The following is a 17,174-nucleotide window of genomic DNA, read 5'->3' as shown; positions in this document are numbered from 1 at the left end:
GCTTCTTTTCTTTCATCAGTGTGACCTCATGAAACTGGACCGCGTCCAGATTACACAGTTTCGTAATCTTACTTCCGTATCACTTTCTCCATCACCAGCGTTGACTATTATTAAAGGTGTGAATGGGAGTGGGAAATCCTCGTTAATCGAAGCACTTTATTACCTAGGCTTTGGACGTTCATTTAGAACAAATAAACACAGTTCAGTTATCCAAAATGAGAAGAACAACTTCAGTGTTTTCGCGTCATGCAAAACTGAAGAAGGGGATGAATTAAAGCTAGGCTTTCAACGAAGTAGAAATGAAACATTCACTTGTAGTATTAACGGTGAGCATTCAAATAAGTTATCAGATTTAGTTAGCCTAGTACCACTTCAACTTTTTACTCCGCAGAGTACTGACCTTATAATTGGTTCGCCTTCCGAACGTCGTAGATTTTGTGATTGGGGATTGTTTCACGTGGAACATCAGTTTCAATCACTTGCTAATCAGTACGGTAAATTTTTAAAACATAGAAATGCCTTGCTGAAACAGCAGGCAAATTTAAGTGCACCGCAAAACCAATACTGGGAATCTCAGTTTGCTGAACTTGGAGAGTCTCTTACAACTTCCCGACAAGAATACGTAGATAACCTTACTCCAATCTTCAAGCAATATGCGCAAGAATTTCTTCCTAACTTCGATGTGGAATTAAGTTACTATAAAGGGTGGGAAAAAGATGTCGGTTTATCAGAAAGCCTAGTTAAAAAACGTGAGTATGATGGTAAAATAGGACATACCTCTTCTGGGCCCCATAAAGCCGATTTAAGGCTTAAAGTGAATGGGGTAAATGCCCAAGAGCTTTTATCGAGAGGGCAGCTTAGAATGGCTGTGGCAGCGCTTCAAATGTCACAAACTAAGCTATTTAACTCGGCAACGCAGCGCAAAAGTATATTTTTACTTGATGACGTAGGCGCTGAGTTAGATGCCGATAAAAGAGAACAATTTATTGATGGGTTGCTAAAAATGGATACGCAGGTTTTCGTTACTGCAATAGAATCCACGCAACTCGCTTTTATACAAAAATACAACGAAAAGAAAATGTTTCACGTGGAACATGGAAGCGTGAAAGAGGAGTAAAAGCTAGTATGTCAGCAGAGAACAACTACGACTCGTCCAGTATTAAAGTACTTAAAGGATTAGATGCCGTAAGAAAGCGTCCTGGTATGTATATCGGTGATACTGATGATGGTACCGGATTACACCACATGGTTTTCGAGGTGGTCGATAACTCTATCGATGAAGCACTTGCTGGACATTGTTCTGAGATTACTGTGCTCATTCACAGCGATGGCTCAGTATCTGTGTCTGACGATGGACGTGGTATACCAACTGAATTGCACCCAGAAGAGGGTGTGTCTGCAGCTGAAGTTATCATGACGGTTCTTCATGCCGGCGGTAAGTTCGACGATAACTCTTATAAAGTATCGGGCGGTTTGCACGGTGTAGGTGTATCAGTAGTAAACGCACTTTCAAGCCGACTGAAGCTTCGTATTCGTCGTGGCGGTAAAGCGCATGAACAAGAATATCATCATGGTGTTCCACAAGCGCCGCTAGCGGTAACTGGCGATACTGACAAAACGGGAACTATGATCCGTTTCTGGCCAAGTTCTGACACCTTCACAGATACGCTTTACCACTACGATATTCTTGCTAAGCGTCTCCGTGAACTATCATTCCTTAATTCTGGTGTGTCGATTCGCTTGAAAGATGAACGCGACGGTAAAGAAGACCACTTCATGTACGAAGGTGGTATAAAAGCTTTTGTCGAATATTTGAATGAAAAGAAAACACCAGTTCACCAGAAAGTGTTTCATTTCAGCAGTGAACAAGAAGACGGTATTGCAGTAGAAGTAGCTATGCAATGGAACGATAGCTTCCAAGAGAACGTGTTCTGTTTCACAAACAATATTCCTCAGCGCGACGGTGGTACTCACTTGGCCGGCTTCCGTGGAGCCTTGACGCGTACATTGAATAACTACATGGAAAAGGAAGGCCTGAATAAAAAGGCTAAAACGAATGCCAGTGGTGACGACGCGCGTGAAGGTCTAACCGCGGTTATTTCCGTTAAGGTTCCAGATCCAAAATTCAGCTCACAGACAAAAGATAAGCTTGTATCTTCTGAAGTTCGCCCAGCAGTTGAGTCGGCAATGAATGAAAAGCTAGCAGAGTTCTTGTTAGAGAACCCTGCAGAAAGTAAAATCATTGCGGGTAAGATTATTGATGCTGCTCGTGCTCGCGAAGCTGCACGAAAGGCCCGTGAAATGACGCGCCGTAAAGGTGCCCTCGACTTGGCGGGTCTGCCAGGTAAGCTAGCTGACTGTCAGGAAAAAGATCCTGCACTAAGTGAATTATACATAGTGGAGGGTGACTCTGCGGGCGGCTCAGCTAAGCAGGGTCGTAACCGTAAAAACCAGGCTATTTTGCCGCTTAAAGGTAAAATCCTAAATGTTGAGAAAGCGCGTTTCGACAAGATGCTTTCTTCGCAAGAAGTTGCGACGCTTATCACGGCACTAGGTTGTGGTATTGGTCGTGACGAGTATGACCCTGAAAAGCTACGCTACCACAGCATCATTATCATGACCGATGCTGACGTAGATGGCTCTCACATTCGTACACTTTTACTAACGTTCTTCTATCGTCAAATGCCTGAAATCATTGAGCGTGGATATGTATATATTGCTCAGCCTCCGCTTTACAAAGTAAAGAAGGGTAAACAAGAGCAGTATCTTAAAGATGACGATGCGTTAACAAACTACCTCACATCAATTGCAATTGACGGTGCGTCTTTGCACACCAGCGACGAGGACCCAGGTATTAGTGGTGTAGGCCTAGAAAACCTTGTTAAGCAGTACCAATCGGTAGAGAAAATGATTGCACGTATGAAACGTCTTATGCCTGCATCTATCCTTTACAGAATGCTTTACACGCCTACGCTAAACCTCGAAGACCTTAAAGATGAATCTGCACTAGAGCACGTGGCTAAACACTTCGTAGAGCAGCTTACAGAGCGCGAAAACGACGGTGCTACATACCGCTATGAAATTCGCACTGATGCTGAACTTAGCGAGTACTACATTACAATTATCATGCGTATGCACGGAATTGATTATGAGTACATTATTGATCACGAGTTCATCGAGTCGTCTGAATACCAGCGCCTTAAAGAGCTTAACCTTGCCATTAACGACATGATGGGCAAAGACGCCTATATTCAGCGTGGCGAGCGTAGACAGCCAGTTGAGTCTTTCAAAGAAGCACTAGAGTGGCTAATGAATGAAGCGAAACGCGGCCAATACATTCAGCGCTATAAAGGGCTAGGTGAAATGAACCCTGAGCAACTCTGGGAAACCACCATGGACCCTGAAAGCCGCCGTATGCTACAAGTTACCATTGAGGATGCCATTGGTTGTGATCAGCTGTTCACTACATTGATGGGTGACCAAGTTGAGCCTCGTCGAGAGTTTATCGAAGCTAATGCGCTTAAAGTGGAAAACTTAGACGTGTAGATTATTTATATAATGATGCATATTTTAAAAACGACCCAGGTAGGGTCGTTTTTTTTGTTTACGAAAATGTATCTTAACGAAATATTGAAGAGCCTTACAAAGAGTTAAAGTTGTCCTAATATAAATTTATGTGACAAGCTGATAAGTAGTCTTATCAACTAAAACAGGGACATATAAATGACAGGACGTTTGGGTATTATTTCCATCATCGTAGGGTTTTTAATAATAGGCTGTTCAAAACAGGCTGGACTTACAGAGTCTCAGATTCGACTATCAGAGGCCAAGAAAGCCCAGGCTGTTCTCATTGAAAAAGCGAACACCATTCTAGACACCAAAGTTAAAGGTATTTTTCTAGAAGACTTAAACCACATTTCTTATGCGAGTGAAATAGCACTTCGTGCTAAGCAAGTATTTATTGATGCCAAAATTAACCTTAAGAGCGAAAGCTTAGCAGCCCTTGATAATCGAATTGGTTCTTATGTAAATAGTGCAGGCCTAACAGCAGTAAAGCTGCTGCACCAGTCATTAGATATGACGGTAAGCTTCAAGAAAGACATAGAAGATATGCCATTACAGCCACTAACCAGTAATAGCACGTCGACAAGTGATGGCATGGTGAAATTTTTGGCTAAGCAATACAGCGTTGATATTAAGTCATGTTGTATATCTGATTTGAAAGATATCGCCATATTTTTGAGTCAAGTAGACGAGTTGGAGCATTACCCGTTAAGAAAAATGATTGCGAATGTAGAGGTAAGATTATCAAACGTCTTAAGGCAACCTGAAACCGCGAAGAAATACAAAAATGAAATAAATGCGATAGGTGAGCAATATAAAAACACTCAATTAGAAAATAAACGTTAAATAATGGAAATAAAGGGATGGAAAATATTATGGTAAAAACAGTCATTGCATGCATGGGATTGCTAATGCTCCATACTGTACCAAGCGCTTTAGCACAAACTAATTATAAAACTGTAGATAATGCCGATAAATCAGTAACAGTGACAAAAGGTGCAGGAAAAGAAACAGTGCTAGTCATTGAAGACGAGGTAAAGTTTTCTATATCTCGAACACCAAGTATCAATAAATCCCAGCCGCCGCTACAGAACAATAATATTTCCCTTCAAGATGGAGTATTTGGCTTAACAATCAATGAAAGCGTAACAAGTATGCTGCGCGTACTCGGTACACCTACGTCAACGTATAGCGTTAACGAAGACACAGTGCTGTATTCTTACGGAAGAAACCTTTGGGTGGTGACGCACAAAGGAATAGTAAAAAAAGTGACTACAGAAAACCACTGGGTATCAACAACCCTCACTAATTCTATTGCCTTTGATAACCGTTTTAACAGTGATTGGCTAATAGAAGATAAAGTCGGCTACGAGACTAAAAAGGCGGAATTGTTAAAACAGTTGCCTGAGGGGAATCAAATTGAAAAAGGCAAATACCGAACTACTCTGAACAAAGAAGGCGATGTTAATCTTGATGTAATAATAGATTTGAAAATTATAAACGGTGAAAAGGAATGGCTAGTTAACGGTTTCGAGTATGGATATACGGATACTGTTTATATAAAAGATTCAAGCAATGAAACTAAGAAGGCACATCAATACAATGAAGTTATCGCCTTTGTTGACAGTAAGCGTAAACAGGGCGATACCATAACGATAGAGTTATTAGATGAGCAGGGGGTTCGTCCCGCTTTTGATGCTTATGCGGATAACGGTGATGTCATTCAAGTATATGGCAACCATCTTGTACTGAACTTTAGTTATCAAGAGCTAAGTAAGTTATCTGTTTACGAAAGTGTGTTTAGAAACAAACAGAATCTAGAAGATTGGAAGTTTGCGGAACATTATTTTGAACAACCTAGCACTGAGGTTATGGCCCTTTACGGTGATGAAGTAATGGGTAATGACGATTATTGGCAGGTATTTTTAGATGATGCAAAGTACGAACTATATTTCGTGGAAAACGATGATGGGACAATGATGCTAGCCGAACTTGAAATAGAGTTCTTTTGAATACCTGCTGCGAGAAAGACCAAAACTGATCTTTCTCGCAGAAGGTGAAAAGTCAAACCTATGCTAACTACAATTTAGACACGACCAAGGCGACTTCCCCCGCACTTGCTGCTGTTGCTGTAAAGCGGTAGGTGCCAGTTGAGGAGGGAGTAAATTGCAAGTTCTCTGAGCCCTGTTCACAGACTAAATAAACAGTAGAGCCTAACATGACAGGCTGCCCTTTATATTTGCCGCCACAGCTTTGTGAGGGCGTCCATTTTGCATCTGACAATCTAAAGTCGTAGGGTTGTCCGTCGGCAATGAGTTCAACGTCTACAGTCCAACCTGAACTTGAACGTTTGAACTTATAACTTGGGTCCGCCTCCCACCAGTTAAATACGCCTCTTAGGAACATGTTTTCGAATTGAATGCGAGGCACGTCCGGTGCTATTTCTGGAATTTTAAAGCTTCCACTGCTTGAGCATGCAGAAAGTGCTACGCACATAGAAGCAATAGTTAATAACTTTTTCACAGCGTCTCCATTAATAAAAAAAGCCCAACGTTAAGGCTGGGCTCTTTGTTTATCGCGGCATTAAACCGCGTTAACTTTCACTAGCCTACGACTTCGCGAGAATAGATATATCTGCGGTAGTAAGGAAAAGTTGCCTTAAAAGCGACAGTAAAGCAAGTCGGTTATTCTTAACTGCTTCTTCATCAGCCATAACCATTACGTTATCGAAGAAGTTATCGATTACATTTCGTAAGGTTGCAAGCGCAGTAAGAATGCGCGTGTAGTCCTGTGAAGGAACAGCAATATCAACCTCTTTTTGTGCGGCTTTCAGCTCAACGTAAAGCGCTTTTTCAGCTTCTTCAGCTAACAGTGACTCATCAATATTTACTGTGTCTGTCACTTTAACGTTCTGCTTAGCAAGGATGTTTGCTACACGCTTGTTAGCGGCAGCCAGCGCTTCGGCTTCTTCCAATGCTCTAAACTTATCTACCGCATGAACTCGGGCTAAGTAATCGGCTGGCTTAGTAGGGCGACGAGCAGCAACGGCCTGAATAACGTCAATGGCAATAGCTTGATCTTGTAGGAGCGCAGTAAATCGACCCAATACAAAATCAACAACCTGAGATTGCGTTTCAGTATTCGTTAACTTATCGCCATACACATCGATAGCTTTGCTCACTAGCGTTTCAAGATCTAGCGGCAGTGACAGCTCAGTGACAATACGTAATACACCGATAGCTGCACGACGAAGCGCAAATGGGTCTTTATCACCCTTAGGTAACTGACCAATACCAAAAATACCCACAAGAGTATCTAGTTTGTCAGCAAGTGCGACTGACGCGCTAACGCCTGAACTAGGAAGTGCATCACCAGCAAAACGCGGCATGTATTGTTCGTATAGTGCTTCTGCAACAGGTGCATCTTCACCGTCGTTTAGCGCATAGTATTTACCCATAACACCTTGAACGTCTGGGAACTCCATAACCATGTTCGACATTAAGTCGGTTTTGGCGAGAAGACCTGCTCGTGCAGCTTGTGTTTCATTCGCATCTATTTGCGACGCGATAAACGCCGATAGGGCAGATATACGCTCAGACTTTTCTTTTAGCGTACCTAGCTGTTTTTGGAACAACACGGTTTCTAAGCTTTCAAGGCGGCTTACTAATGTCGTCTTTTTATCGCTGTTAAAGAAGAACTCAGCGTCCGCAAGACGAGGGCGGATAACCTTTTCATTGCCAGAAATAACCTGAGACGCATCGCGACTTTCGATATTCGTTACGAATAAGAAAGTGTTTGAAAGTGCACCATCACTATCTAGCAGCGGAACATATTTTTGGTCGTCTTTCATGGTATAGATAAGTGCTTCTTTCGGTACTGCTAAGAAAGCCTCATCAAACCCAGCTTGAAGTACAACCGGCCACTCTACAAGTGACGCGATTTCTTCTAGTAAGTCTTCGTTATAATCTGGCTTAAGCGACAAGCTTTGTGCTGCGTCTTCAAGCTGCTGACGCACTTTAGCTTTACGCGCCTCAAAATCTGCCAGCACATATTGTTGCTCTAGGGCAGAGGCGTAATTGTCAGCATGATCAAGTTCAAAGCGACCTTCGCCGTGGAATCGGTGACCCTGAACAACGCGGCCGCTTGTTAAGCCCAATACAGAAACGTTAACCACTTCACTTCCGTAAAGCACGCAAAGGGTGTGAACCGGGCGTATAAACTGAGTGTTGTAATTACCCCAACGCATTGGCTTTGGAATAGGTAGCTTGCCTACCGCTTGGTTTATCAGCCCTTCTAGTAGCTCTGCAACTGATTGCCCTGGAACGTGGGCTTTATGAAGTAACCACTCTCCTTTGTCAGTTACAAGGCGCTCTGCGTCAGCAACGTCAATGCCGTTACCGCGAGCCCAACCTTGTGCTGCTTTAGTGGGGTTACCGTCGGCGTCAAACGCGGCTGATACTGCTGGGCCGCGTTTCTCTACTACTTTGTCAGCCTGACCTTCAGCAAGACCTGAAACATAAACGGCTAAGCGGCGAGGGGCTGCAAACCAGCTGACTGAATCAAAGCTTAAGTCAGCTTGTGTAAGCGCAGCTTCAAACTGCGTGGCGAAGGCTTCACCTAAAGACTTAAGCGCTTTTGGTGGGAGTTCTTCAGTACCTAATTCAACTAAACAATTTTCTGTACGCACGCTTATGCCTCCTTGTTACATAGCGGGAAGCCAAGTGCTTCACGTGCTTGGTAATAGCTTTCTGCACATGCTTTGGCTAGCGTTCGAACGCGAAGAATATAGCGCTGGCGTTCCGTCACTGAGATAGCATGACGAGCATCAAGCAAGTTAAATGCGTGTGACGCCTTCATAACCTGTTCATAGGCAGGAAGTGGAAGGTTGTTTTCGATGAGCTTTTTGCTTTCTGCTTCACATTCGTCGAAGGTTCTAAATAAAGCTTCGACGTTGGCGTGTTCGAAGTTATACGTCGATTGTTCTACTTCGTTTTGATGGAATACATCGCCATAGGTCACTTTGCCCATAGGGCCGTCAGTCCAAACCAGGTCGTAGATACTATCTACACCTTGAACGTACATGGCGAGTCGCTCTAAGCCGTAGGTAATTTCGCCGGTAACAGGCTTACATTCAAGGCCGCCTACCTGCTGGAAGTACGTAAACTGAGTTACTTCCATGCCGTTTAGCCACACTTCCCAACCTAGACCCCATGCACCAAGCGTGGGTGATTCCCAGTTGTCTTCTACGAAGCGAATGTCATGAACCAGCGGATCGAAACCTAACTCTTTCAAAGAGCCCAAGTACAACTCCTGAATATTGTCAGGTGAAGGCTTAAGCATTACTTGGAACTGATAGTAATGTTGTAAGCGGTTTGGGTTCTCACCGTAACGACCATCGGTTGGTCTACGGCACGGTTGAACATAGGCGCTACTCATTGGCTCTGGACCTAAAGAACGTAGGAACGTCATAGGGTGAAAAGTACCGGCACCCACTTCCATATCCAGAGGCTGAATAATAACGCAGCCCTGACGCGCCCAATAATCTTGAAGCGCAAGGATCAACCCTTGAAAGGTCTTAATATCGTATTTCTGCATACATCCGCTGCTTATTAGTTATCTGACTTAAAATAAAGGTGGGATAGTATACAATTTGTGAGGCATAGTATGTAGGTGTAAAGGGTGAAAAAACGTCACGAATAAAGCCAATATGCCACTTCACAACAAGGATTTAATCTTAAGCCATGCCCAATCAAACAAAAATAGAAAAAAATACGCCTTTGCATCGCTGTGGTTGGGTAAGCAGCGACCCTATTTATTTAGCGTATCATGATAACGAATGGGGGATACCCGAACTAGATAGTCGCGCGTTGTTTGCTAAATTATGCCTCGATGGACAGCAAGCCGGTTTATCTTGGCTGACTATTTTGAAAAAACAGCAGAATTTTGAACAGGCATTCTATCAGTTCGACCCTGAGAAAATTTCGAAGATGGGCCCCGCTGATGTCGACAGGCTGATGCAGGACAGCGGCATAATCAGAAACAAGCTCAAAATAGAGTCGATTATTAAAAATGCCAAGGGTTTTTTAGCTATCGAAGCGTCGCAGCCATTCAGTGATTTTATTTGGCAATTTACAGATGGACGTACGGTCATTAATGCGTGGGAAGACTTTAGGCAAGCACCCACATCAACTGATGCGTCTAAAGCAATGTCAAAAGCACTTAAAAAGCACGGATTTAATTTTGTAGGTGAAACGATTTGCTATGCTTTTATGCAAGCTGTGGGTATGGTCAATGACCACGAAGTAGGGTGTCATTGCTACGAGCGTACCTGCGAGCTCGCGATAAAATGACATAGGCAAAGGTAACCTGGTCAAAAGAATGGCCGACTACATACTGTACTCAGCCATTTTCGATATTGATTGCATCAGTTTTTATCTTTTAAATCAGCGTAGCGCTTACTCGTTATTTAGGGGCTACGAGTGTTTCACAATAAGCCTTCAGCGGTGGTAATTCGTCCAACACCTTAGATTCGTATTCCGATTCAATCTGCTCTCGAGCGATATCTTGCTTTCTTCGCTCATTCTTAGGTAGCTGTTGCCTTGCTTCTAAAATCGCAAATCCGCTTACCTCTGTAAATAATGCATGAATGTTGGGATACTGCGCTTTAAAATCAGGCGGAGTACTTATTGGAAGCGCGTTAAGCAGGTTCACGATGCGAATTACACCTTCTGACAAATCACATTGCTGCTGCTCCATCGCCTTAGCTATTACTATAATACTGTCGGTTATAGTGGCTACGCGCGACTGCCTTGCCGCTTCTTGTCGCTCTTTTTGTTGTTTTAACATAAACAGCAGTTTGCCTGCGTAAAAACCTAGCGCAAGAATAATTAGTAGCGCGATGCCTGAAAGTACTACCCAAAGCATGACTCTTTCCCGTTTTTATTAGTGCTTAAAGTCGTCGATATTAATAGCGTCTAAATCGTTAAACGGATCCATATCGTCGTCTTCATCATCCTCTTCTACTATTCCTAGTAGGTCACAAAGAATGCGGTGGCGTGCCATCTTCTCGTCGACATAAGCTTGTTGCTCACGGGTAAGCGGTTTATCGTCGTCAAGTTTGTCGAGTAAATCCGACAAGCGTTGATCTGCTTCAAGCGCGGCCAGTTCTTGGGCTGGTGTGGCGTACTTTTTCTTTTGAGCAGGGGTGGGCGTCACTGCTTTTACAAGCTGAATAGGTTTTTTACTGCCGTGGCGCGGATCTTTATTCTCAGCACTCTTTTTGCCCGTCACTTTTTTCTGTTCAACATTGTGGCGATTACCAGCGGGCTTACCTTTATGCTTTTTAGGGCGAGGCGAGTCTGATTTGCGGTTTTCGCTTGGTTTAAAGTCAGGATCTTTACGAACGCCGATTAGGCCGACTTTACGTGATTTCTTTGAACGTGCCATAATTTCCAAATAAACAAAGAGAGTGAAAAAACAACGCTATTATAGCGCGAATTAGCGTGTACGTATTGATCTTTGGGTGTGCTGTGTAAAATCAATAAGGCACGCTTAAAGTATTCCGCAAATTTACTTCAGCGCTTTCTCATCAAAACAACGTCATTAGCGGGGAAAGTGACATCATAGCCGTCCCTTTGTGCCAGAAAATGAAAGGTTGCTTCGCTGAAAAAACTTACGTGGGTGATATCATTTTTGTAGTGCCAATTAACAAACCTGGCCTTATCGAGTACGCGCTTTGTCATGATGGCTAGCACACCACCAGAAGCCACGAGTTTATTGAATAATGCCCACTCGACGTGAGGGGAGTGAAAATGTTCAATGGCCTCAGTACACGTTACAATGTCGTAGTTTTGCTCTAGCACCTGTAAATTATTTGCATAGAAGGGGTCGTACATATTCATCCTAACGCCTTCTTTTTCCAGCATACTGGCTAAAACTGGCGCTGGACCACAGCCAAAATCCAATCCGGCAAGCTCAACGTCTTTCGCACCTCTTATAAAAGGTGTAAGTGGTGTTAAAACCTTTCTTAAAAACTTTCGATAACCTTCGTCTTCAAAGCTATTCTCGTGAAGGTCATATTCCTGCTTTTCCAGTTCTTTAGATGGTAAGAATTCAGGAGAAACATAAACGAGTTTGCATTGATTACATTGAAGGTAATCGCGTTTTTTATCTGAGTGATAGTGAGATGCCGCGTTAGCGCTTTTGCATAAAGGACAGTACATAGGAAAGTGAACAATAATATGGGGCTTAAAAAAGAAAAAGGTGATGGCTTTCGCCATCACCTTACATTGTATGAGTGTCAGATGACACCTCTCCCGTTATACACATCTATGTGTAGCTGGCTTCCCTAGCTGTGCTCCCCTTATTTTTATTGTTAGCAGAGCTGCATTGTTGTTTTTGGCCCTCGTGGCTCTTTATCCCGTCTTCCATGCTGCATTTTTATTATTATTCTTGTTATTTAGCTTGTAGCTTTTCAAAGGCACCTACAAACTACGCCGTTAGATTACACGAATAATTTTAAAATACAACTTTTTCGGTAACAAAAATTTAACAACAATGTGCAAAAACGGTAATGCTTAGTGTAAGCCCGCGATATAGTTAGATAAAATCTCGATATCTTCGTCGGTTAATTTCATCGCAATATCGCGCATCATGCCATTCATGTCATTGTGACGTTGGCCTGAACGGAATGCTTTCAACTGAGCTGCAGTGTAAGTTGCATGTTGGCCGCTGATATCAGGGAAACCTGCTAAGCCCATACCGTTGCCCTTAGGACCGTGACACGCGATACATGCAGTTACGCCTCGAGACTCGTCGCCACCTTGGTACAATGCACGGCCAGCTTCAACGTATTGCTCTGGTGTTTCACCCGCCTTCGGCTCTTGGCTCGAGAAATAGGCGGCTAAGTCTTTCATGTCTTGCTCTGAAAGTGGGGCAGCCATGCCGTTCATCACAGCATTGTTACGACCTTCCTCGCCACCTGTTTGAGAGGCAAGTTTAAATTCGGTTAATTGCTTAACAATGTACTTCTCATGCTGGCCAGCAAGTTTTGGGTTCATGTCAATCATGCTGTTGCCATCAGGGCCATGACAGGCTGCACATACTGCAGATTTCGCTTTACCTGCCTCGGCGTCGCCTTCTGCCATAGCAGTTGCGCTTAAACCTAAAGACATACATACCAACAAACACAGTTTTTTCATAATAAATCTCTTAAATGGATCCAACGGCTCGCGTGATATACGTGATATCATGCGTATTTTACACATTTAACGCGTCAGAAAAACCTATTCCATGATAAAACTATGGTTTTTAGTTGGTTTATTCATTAAAAAACTGTAAACCGAAGGTTGAGACGCATGTGGAGGTAAGTCTAGATGTCGTATTACACCAAAGCAAAGTTCTTTACGAGTGCACCAGACATTCGTCATTTGAAAAACGATACAGGAATTGAAGTCGCGTTCGCTGGCCGCTCAAATGCAGGTAAATCGAGCGCACTTAACACATTAACGCGTCAAAAAAACTTGGCCAGAACCAGTAAGACGCCGGGGCGTACACAATTAATCAATGTCTTTGAGTTAGAAGAAGACTTGCGCTTAGTTGATTTGCCAGGTTACGGGTTTGCAAAAGTTCCTGTTGCTATGAAAAAGAAGTGGCAAGCGTCACTGGGCGAATATCTTCAAAAGCGTAAATCACTAAAAGGCTTAGTGGTATTAATGGATATTCGTCATCCTTTTAAAGATTTAGACCAAGATCTTATTCACTGGGCAGTAGCTTCAAATATTCCGGTATTGGCACTTTTGACCAAGGCCGACAAACTTAAAAGCGGTAAACGTAAGGCGCAGCTGTTAATGGCGCGCGAAGCGGCGATGGCATTTATGGGCGATGTTACCGTGCAAACCTTCTCGTCATTGAATAAGCATGGTTTACCAGAACTAGAGCGTATTTTGGATACGTGGTTCGGCTTAGACAAAAAAGAAGACGCTGAAGACTCTGACAACGAAGTTCAATAATCTTAATAATGTGTAATAAGTCCACTAGCTTGATTTACTACATAGATGGAAGCGGGGTTTTAGAAAAAAGAACGCCCCGCTTAATGCGAGGCGTAAACTGAGAGAAAACACATAAAAACCGTAGATATAGAGTCGTGATAAATAGAGAAGTTCAGAAAAATTAAAATAAAATTCGCTTTATTTTTTAAGTTGTTGATATTTATGGATTATTTATTTTCCGCAGATATAAAAAAACCCCGACAAAACTGTCGGGGTTAAAGCAAAGGTTTGAAAACAGCTTTCTCACCTCTGTACCCTACATGTGTAATATTACAACAAAGCACAGAAAAGGCAAGGGTGTTATGTAATTAAATTACCAAATTTAATGAATATAACGCGCCTTTTAAAGTAAAAACTGTAATCTAATTACCAAACTAGTGCGCTTCATCCCAGTTTTCGCCCACACCAGCCTCAACAACCAGCGGAACATTTAGCGTAGCTGCGCTTTCCATAAGAGCAGTAATAGTAGAGACATAGGTTTCCACTTTGTCTTCTTTTATCTCAAAAACCAATTCATCGTGCACCTGCATCATCATTGTCACATCATCAGATGCATTTTTCCTAATCCAGTCATCAACTTTGATCATTGCCATCTTAATAATGTCTGCCGCTGTGCCTTGCATAGGCGCGTTTATCGCTGCGCGTTCCGCGCCTTTTCTACGCGCACCATTACTGGCTTTGATATCAGGCAAATAAAGTCTGCGACCAAATACGGTTTCTACATAACCTTTTTCCTTGGCGCTCTCACGTGTTGAGTCCATATACTCAAGCACGCCAGGGTAGCGTTCGAAGTAAAGGTCCATATACTTTTGCGCTTCGTTACGCGGAATACTAAGCTGCTTAGACAATCCAAAGGCGCTCATACCGTAAATCAAACCGAAGTTAATCGCTTTTGCGCTGCGGCGCTGTTCAGTAGTTACTTCGTCAAGAGGTACCCCAAATACTTCCGCAGCGGTTGCTTTATGAATATCTTTGCCATGGGCAAATGCATCAAGTAGGCCTTTATCACCTGAAAGGTGCGCCATAATACGCAGCTCAATTTGCGAGTAGTCGGCTGCAACGAATTTATTTCCTTCTCTTGGTACAAATGCCTGACGTACGCGGCGACCTTCTTCATTGCGGATAGGGATGTTCTGTAAGTTAGGATCGGTTGAAGAAAGACGTCCTGTCGCGGTGACCGCTTGATGATAAGACGTATGCACTCGGCCCGTACGATGATTTATCATCTTTGGAAGTTTATCGGTGTAAGTGTTCTTAAGCTTGGTCAAGCCACGGTATTCCATGATCTTTTTCGGCAACGGGTACTCAAGCGCCAGCTCTTGCAATACATCTTCAGAGGTAGACGGCGCACCTTTAGGCGTTTTTTTAATGATCGGTAGCGACATCTTTTCAAACAAGACATGTTGAAGCTGCTTAGTAGAACCTAAGTTGAATGGCTCGCCAGCTTCCTCATGTACTTCACTTTCAAGCTCTGCAATCCGTGTGGCAAGATCTTGGCTTTGCTGACGCAGTCTTTGACTGTCAATCAGTACGCCTTCTTGTTCCATGCGAGAAAGGACGCACGCAAGCGGAACTTCAACGTCTATCAACAAGTTTTTAAGTTCAGGAATATCTTTTAGCTTAGTCCAAATGGCGTTGTGTAAGCGAAGCGTGATGTCAGCATCTTCTGCTGCATAAGGCCCAGCTTCTTCAAGGCTGATTTGATTAAACGTAAGCTGTTTTGCGCCTTTACCTGCAATCTCCTCAAAGTGGATAGTTTTATGACCAAGGTAGGCTAGGGCAAGTGAGTCCATATCATGACGTTGTGCGGTACTGTTTAGTACATAGCTTTCAAGCATGGTGTCAAAGCCGATGCCGTTTAGAGTAATGCCGTAGTTTGCTAATACGTTTTTATCGTATTTGATGTGTTGGCCTACTTTGATCACCTTGTCCGATTCTAAAATAGGCTTTAATGCGTCTAATACAAATTCCCGTGATAGCTGGGCGGGTGCATCTGGATAATCGTGAGCAACAGGCACATAAGCAGCTTCACCTTCATCTATACAAAATGAAACGCCAACTAACTCCGCATCCATGTAGTTAAGGCTGGTTGTCTCGGTATCAAAAGCGATGAGTTCGGCTTTTTCTAGTTTCGCTACCCAAGCGTTAAAACGCGCCTCATCTAGCACGGTCTCATACTTCGACTTATCTATTTCTACCGCTACACTTTGTTCGGTATCTTCTACGCTGTCACTTTTGTTTTCGTCTGCGTTTGAATTGGTACCTGAGGTATCTCCGCCAGCAATTAGCGCACTTACTTCTGCATGCCAGCGTTTGAACTCATATTCCGCAAAAAGATCGCGAAGTTGTTCGTTATCGGCCTGACACGGCATTAACGTCTCAACGTCGTAGTCAAGGTCAAGATCGATACTGATTGTAGCTAGGGTATAAGAAAGACGAGCTTGCTCTTCGTATTCCTGCATTTTAGCCGCCATCGACTTACTGCCTCTAAACGACAGATCTGCAATTTTATCCAGGTTCTTATATATGTCGTCGATACCGCCAATACCGTTTAACAAGGCTTGAGCACTTTTATCACCTACACCAGGTACACCTGGAATGTTATCGACTTTATCGCCTTTAAGCGCAAGGAAGTCGATCACAAGCTCTGGTGGAATACCAAACTTCGTATTTACACCTTCGACATCCATCAGTTGGTTTGTCATTGTGTTGATTAAGGTGACATGTTCATTTACTAGTTGCGCCATGTCTTTATCGCCGGTGCTGATAAGGGTATCAATACCTTTTTCTGTGGCGTGTTTGGCTAATGTGCCAATCACGTCATCAGCTTCTACACCCGATTCAACAATAACAGGTAAACCCATTGCCTTAATGATGGCGTGCAACGGTTCGATCTGGCTTCTTAGCTCATCCGGCATCGGAGGTCGGTTCGCTTTGTACTCTTTATAGATGTCATCGCGAAAGGTCTTGCCTTTAGCATCAAAAATCACCGCCATATGCGTCGGGTTGTATTGTTTGATCAAGCTTTTAAGCATGTTAACAACACCATAAATAGCACCGGTGTCTTGGCCTTTTGAGTTGGTTAATGGTGGTAAACCGTGAAAGGCACGAAAAAGATATGACGATCCATCGACAAGAATAAATGGAGGCTTTTTAGAATCAGGCATAGATGGCGATTTTCCAATAGAGAATATGAGCGCAAGGATGCCACAGCCTAGGGCAGATCGCCATATCATGAAGGAACATTAAGGTCGATAGCGGATCGCATTTCGCCTGTGGATAACTTTGTGATCTAAAATTTTAGGCACAGTGATCCGGATGATCTTTGTCAAGTTAAAGATCACCTTTCAAATCAAGAAAAATAAGGGAATGAGACTTAGGTGTGAAAACAGCGTACCTGCTACTTACCATTCCATTTTATGTGGATAACTTGGTGTACTTTTATTTTTGGTTTAACCAAGTCGGTCAAGTAATGTAGCATAACCATTAACAATGTATACACGTATTATTAAGAACTTTTTTTGAACAGTTGGGTGTTTAATAGCCAAATTTTGAATAAGT

Annotated in this window: 14 protein-coding genes; 6 read left to right on the top strand and 8 right to left on the bottom strand. The window is 43.1% G+C overall.

The window, feature by feature from the left end:
• Positions 1-28 precede the first annotated feature (28 nt).
• From recF to AC27KT_RS02195, 4 genes are all read left to right on the top strand, one after another.
• Positions 29-1,117 (top strand): DNA replication/repair protein RecF, encoded by a 1,089-nt coding sequence (recF, locus tag AC27KT_RS02210; RefSeq protein ID WP_487127028.1) that lies wholly within the window; start codon positions 29-31, stop codon positions 1,115-1,117.
• Positions 1,118-1,125: 8 nt separating this feature from the next.
• Positions 1,126-3,546 carry a DNA topoisomerase (ATP-hydrolyzing) subunit B gene (gene gyrB / locus AC27KT_RS02205; protein ID WP_014947711.1) on the top strand — a complete coding sequence of 807 codons (2,421 nt, stop codon included), beginning with the start codon at positions 1,126-1,128 and terminating at the stop codon, positions 3,544-3,546.
• A 177-nt stretch (positions 3,547-3,723) separates the two neighbouring features.
• Positions 3,724-4,410: a hypothetical protein gene (locus AC27KT_RS02200; RefSeq protein WP_487127026.1), complete on the top strand. Its 687-nt coding sequence runs from the start codon at positions 3,724-3,726 to the stop codon at positions 4,408-4,410.
• Between the two features lie 29 nt (positions 4,411-4,439).
• Positions 4,440-5,576, top strand: a complete 1,137-nt coding sequence (locus AC27KT_RS02195) for a hypothetical protein (RefSeq protein ID WP_487127024.1) — start codon at positions 4,440-4,442, stop codon at positions 5,574-5,576.
• A gap of 67 nt (positions 5,577-5,643) precedes the next feature.
• On the opposite strand, the gene AC27KT_RS02190 is transcribed toward AC27KT_RS02195, so the two are convergent.
• From AC27KT_RS02190 to glyQ, 3 genes are all read right to left on the bottom strand, one after another.
• Positions 5,644-6,087, bottom strand: a complete 444-nt coding sequence (locus tag AC27KT_RS02190) for a hypothetical protein (protein WP_487127022.1) — start codon at positions 6,085-6,087, stop codon at positions 5,644-5,646.
• An 85-nt stretch (positions 6,088-6,172) separates the two neighbouring features.
• On the bottom strand, positions 6,173-8,251 hold the full coding sequence (gene glyS / locus AC27KT_RS02185) for a glycine--tRNA ligase subunit beta (RefSeq protein ID WP_487127020.1): 2,079 nt from the start codon (positions 8,249-8,251) through the stop codon (positions 6,173-6,175).
• Positions 8,252-8,253: 2 nt separating this feature from the next.
• The gene (gene glyQ, locus AC27KT_RS02180) at positions 8,254-9,159 is read right to left on the bottom strand and encodes a glycine--tRNA ligase subunit alpha (RefSeq protein ID WP_014947716.1); all 906 of its coding nucleotides are present in this window, start codon (positions 9,157-9,159) and stop codon (positions 8,254-8,256) included.
• Positions 9,160-9,305: 146 nt separating this feature from the next.
• Here glyQ and AC27KT_RS02175 point away from each other — a divergent pair, with 146 nt between their 5' ends.
• Positions 9,306-9,914, top strand: coding sequence for a DNA-3-methyladenine glycosylase I (locus tag AC27KT_RS02175; protein ID WP_487127018.1), 609 nt, complete (start codon positions 9,306-9,308; stop codon positions 9,912-9,914).
• 112 nt (positions 9,915-10,026) lie between these two features.
• Here AC27KT_RS02175 and AC27KT_RS02170 read toward each other — a convergent pair whose 3' ends face one another.
• The 4 genes from AC27KT_RS02170 to AC27KT_RS02155 form a co-directional block, all read right to left on the bottom strand.
• Positions 10,027-10,488 (bottom strand): DUF2489 domain-containing protein, encoded by a 462-nt coding sequence (locus AC27KT_RS02170; RefSeq protein WP_487127016.1) that lies wholly within the window; start codon positions 10,486-10,488, stop codon positions 10,027-10,029.
• An 18-nt stretch (positions 10,489-10,506) separates the two neighbouring features.
• Positions 10,507-11,010: a Der GTPase-activating protein YihI gene (gene yihI / locus AC27KT_RS02165; protein WP_014947719.1), complete on the bottom strand. Its 504-nt coding sequence runs from the start codon at positions 11,008-11,010 to the stop codon at positions 10,507-10,509.
• A 128-nt stretch (positions 11,011-11,138) separates the two neighbouring features.
• Positions 11,139-11,843 (bottom strand): class I SAM-dependent methyltransferase, encoded by a 705-nt coding sequence (locus AC27KT_RS02160; RefSeq protein WP_487127014.1) that lies wholly within the window; start codon positions 11,841-11,843, stop codon positions 11,139-11,141.
• Between the two features lie 297 nt (positions 11,844-12,140).
• Complete coding sequence (locus AC27KT_RS02155) at positions 12,141-12,764, bottom strand: c-type cytochrome (protein ID WP_014996768.1); 624 nt, start codon at positions 12,762-12,764, stop codon at positions 12,141-12,143.
• A 174-nt stretch (positions 12,765-12,938) separates the two neighbouring features.
• Here AC27KT_RS02155 and yihA point away from each other — a divergent pair, with 174 nt between their 5' ends.
• Entirely contained in the window at positions 12,939-13,574 is a 636-nt protein-coding gene (gene yihA, locus AC27KT_RS02150) for a ribosome biogenesis GTP-binding protein YihA/YsxC (RefSeq protein WP_136782372.1), read from the top strand.
• 413 nt (positions 13,575-13,987) lie between these two features.
• On the opposite strand, the gene polA is transcribed toward yihA, so the two are convergent.
• Positions 13,988-16,780, bottom strand: a complete 2,793-nt coding sequence (polA, locus tag AC27KT_RS02145; protein WP_487127011.1) for a DNA polymerase I — start codon at positions 16,778-16,780, stop codon at positions 13,988-13,990.
• Between the last annotated feature and the right edge of the window lie 394 nt (positions 16,781-17,174).

It is taken from the genome of Alteromonas sp. 5NW40-0090 (genome assembly GCF_057552975.1).
This window is presented reverse-complemented; position numbering and strand designations above follow the sequence as displayed.

What these genes read in the sequence shown, in the direction of transcription:
- recF (WP_487127028.1), top strand. Translation starts at nt 29, where the DNA reads ATGAAACTGGACCGCGTCCAGATTACACAGTTTCGTAATCTTACTTCC.
- gyrB (WP_014947711.1), top strand. Translation starts at nt 1,126, where the DNA reads ATGTCAGCAGAGAACAACTACGACTCGTCCAGTATTAAAGTACTTAAA.
- AC27KT_RS02200 (WP_487127026.1), top strand. Translation starts at nt 3,724, where the DNA reads ATGACAGGACGTTTGGGTATTATTTCCATCATCGTAGGGTTTTTAATA.
- AC27KT_RS02195 (WP_487127024.1), top strand. Translation starts at nt 4,440, where the DNA reads ATGGTAAAAACAGTCATTGCATGCATGGGATTGCTAATGCTCCATACT.
- glyQ (WP_014947716.1), bottom strand. Translation starts at nt 9,159, where the DNA reads ATGCAGAAATACGATATTAAGACCTTTCAAGGGTTGATCCTTGCGCTT.
- AC27KT_RS02175 (WP_487127018.1), top strand. Translation starts at nt 9,306, where the DNA reads ATGCCCAATCAAACAAAAATAGAAAAAAATACGCCTTTGCATCGCTGT.
- AC27KT_RS02170 (WP_487127016.1), bottom strand. Translation starts at nt 10,488, where the DNA reads ATGCTTTGGGTAGTACTTTCAGGCATCGCGCTACTAATTATTCTTGCG.
- yihI (WP_014947719.1), bottom strand. Translation starts at nt 11,010, where the DNA reads ATGGCACGTTCAAAGAAATCACGTAAAGTCGGCCTAATCGGCGTTCGT.
- AC27KT_RS02160 (WP_487127014.1), bottom strand. Translation starts at nt 11,843, where the DNA reads ATGGCGAAAGCCATCACCTTTTTCTTTTTTAAGCCCCATATTATTGTT.
- AC27KT_RS02155 (WP_014996768.1), bottom strand. Translation starts at nt 12,764, where the DNA reads ATGAAAAAACTGTGTTTGTTGGTATGTATGTCTTTAGGTTTAAGCGCA.
- yihA (WP_136782372.1), top strand. Translation starts at nt 12,939, where the DNA reads ATGTCGTATTACACCAAAGCAAAGTTCTTTACGAGTGCACCAGACATT.
- polA (WP_487127011.1), bottom strand. Translation starts at nt 16,780, where the DNA reads ATGCCTGATTCTAAAAAGCCTCCATTTATTCTTGTCGATGGATCGTCA.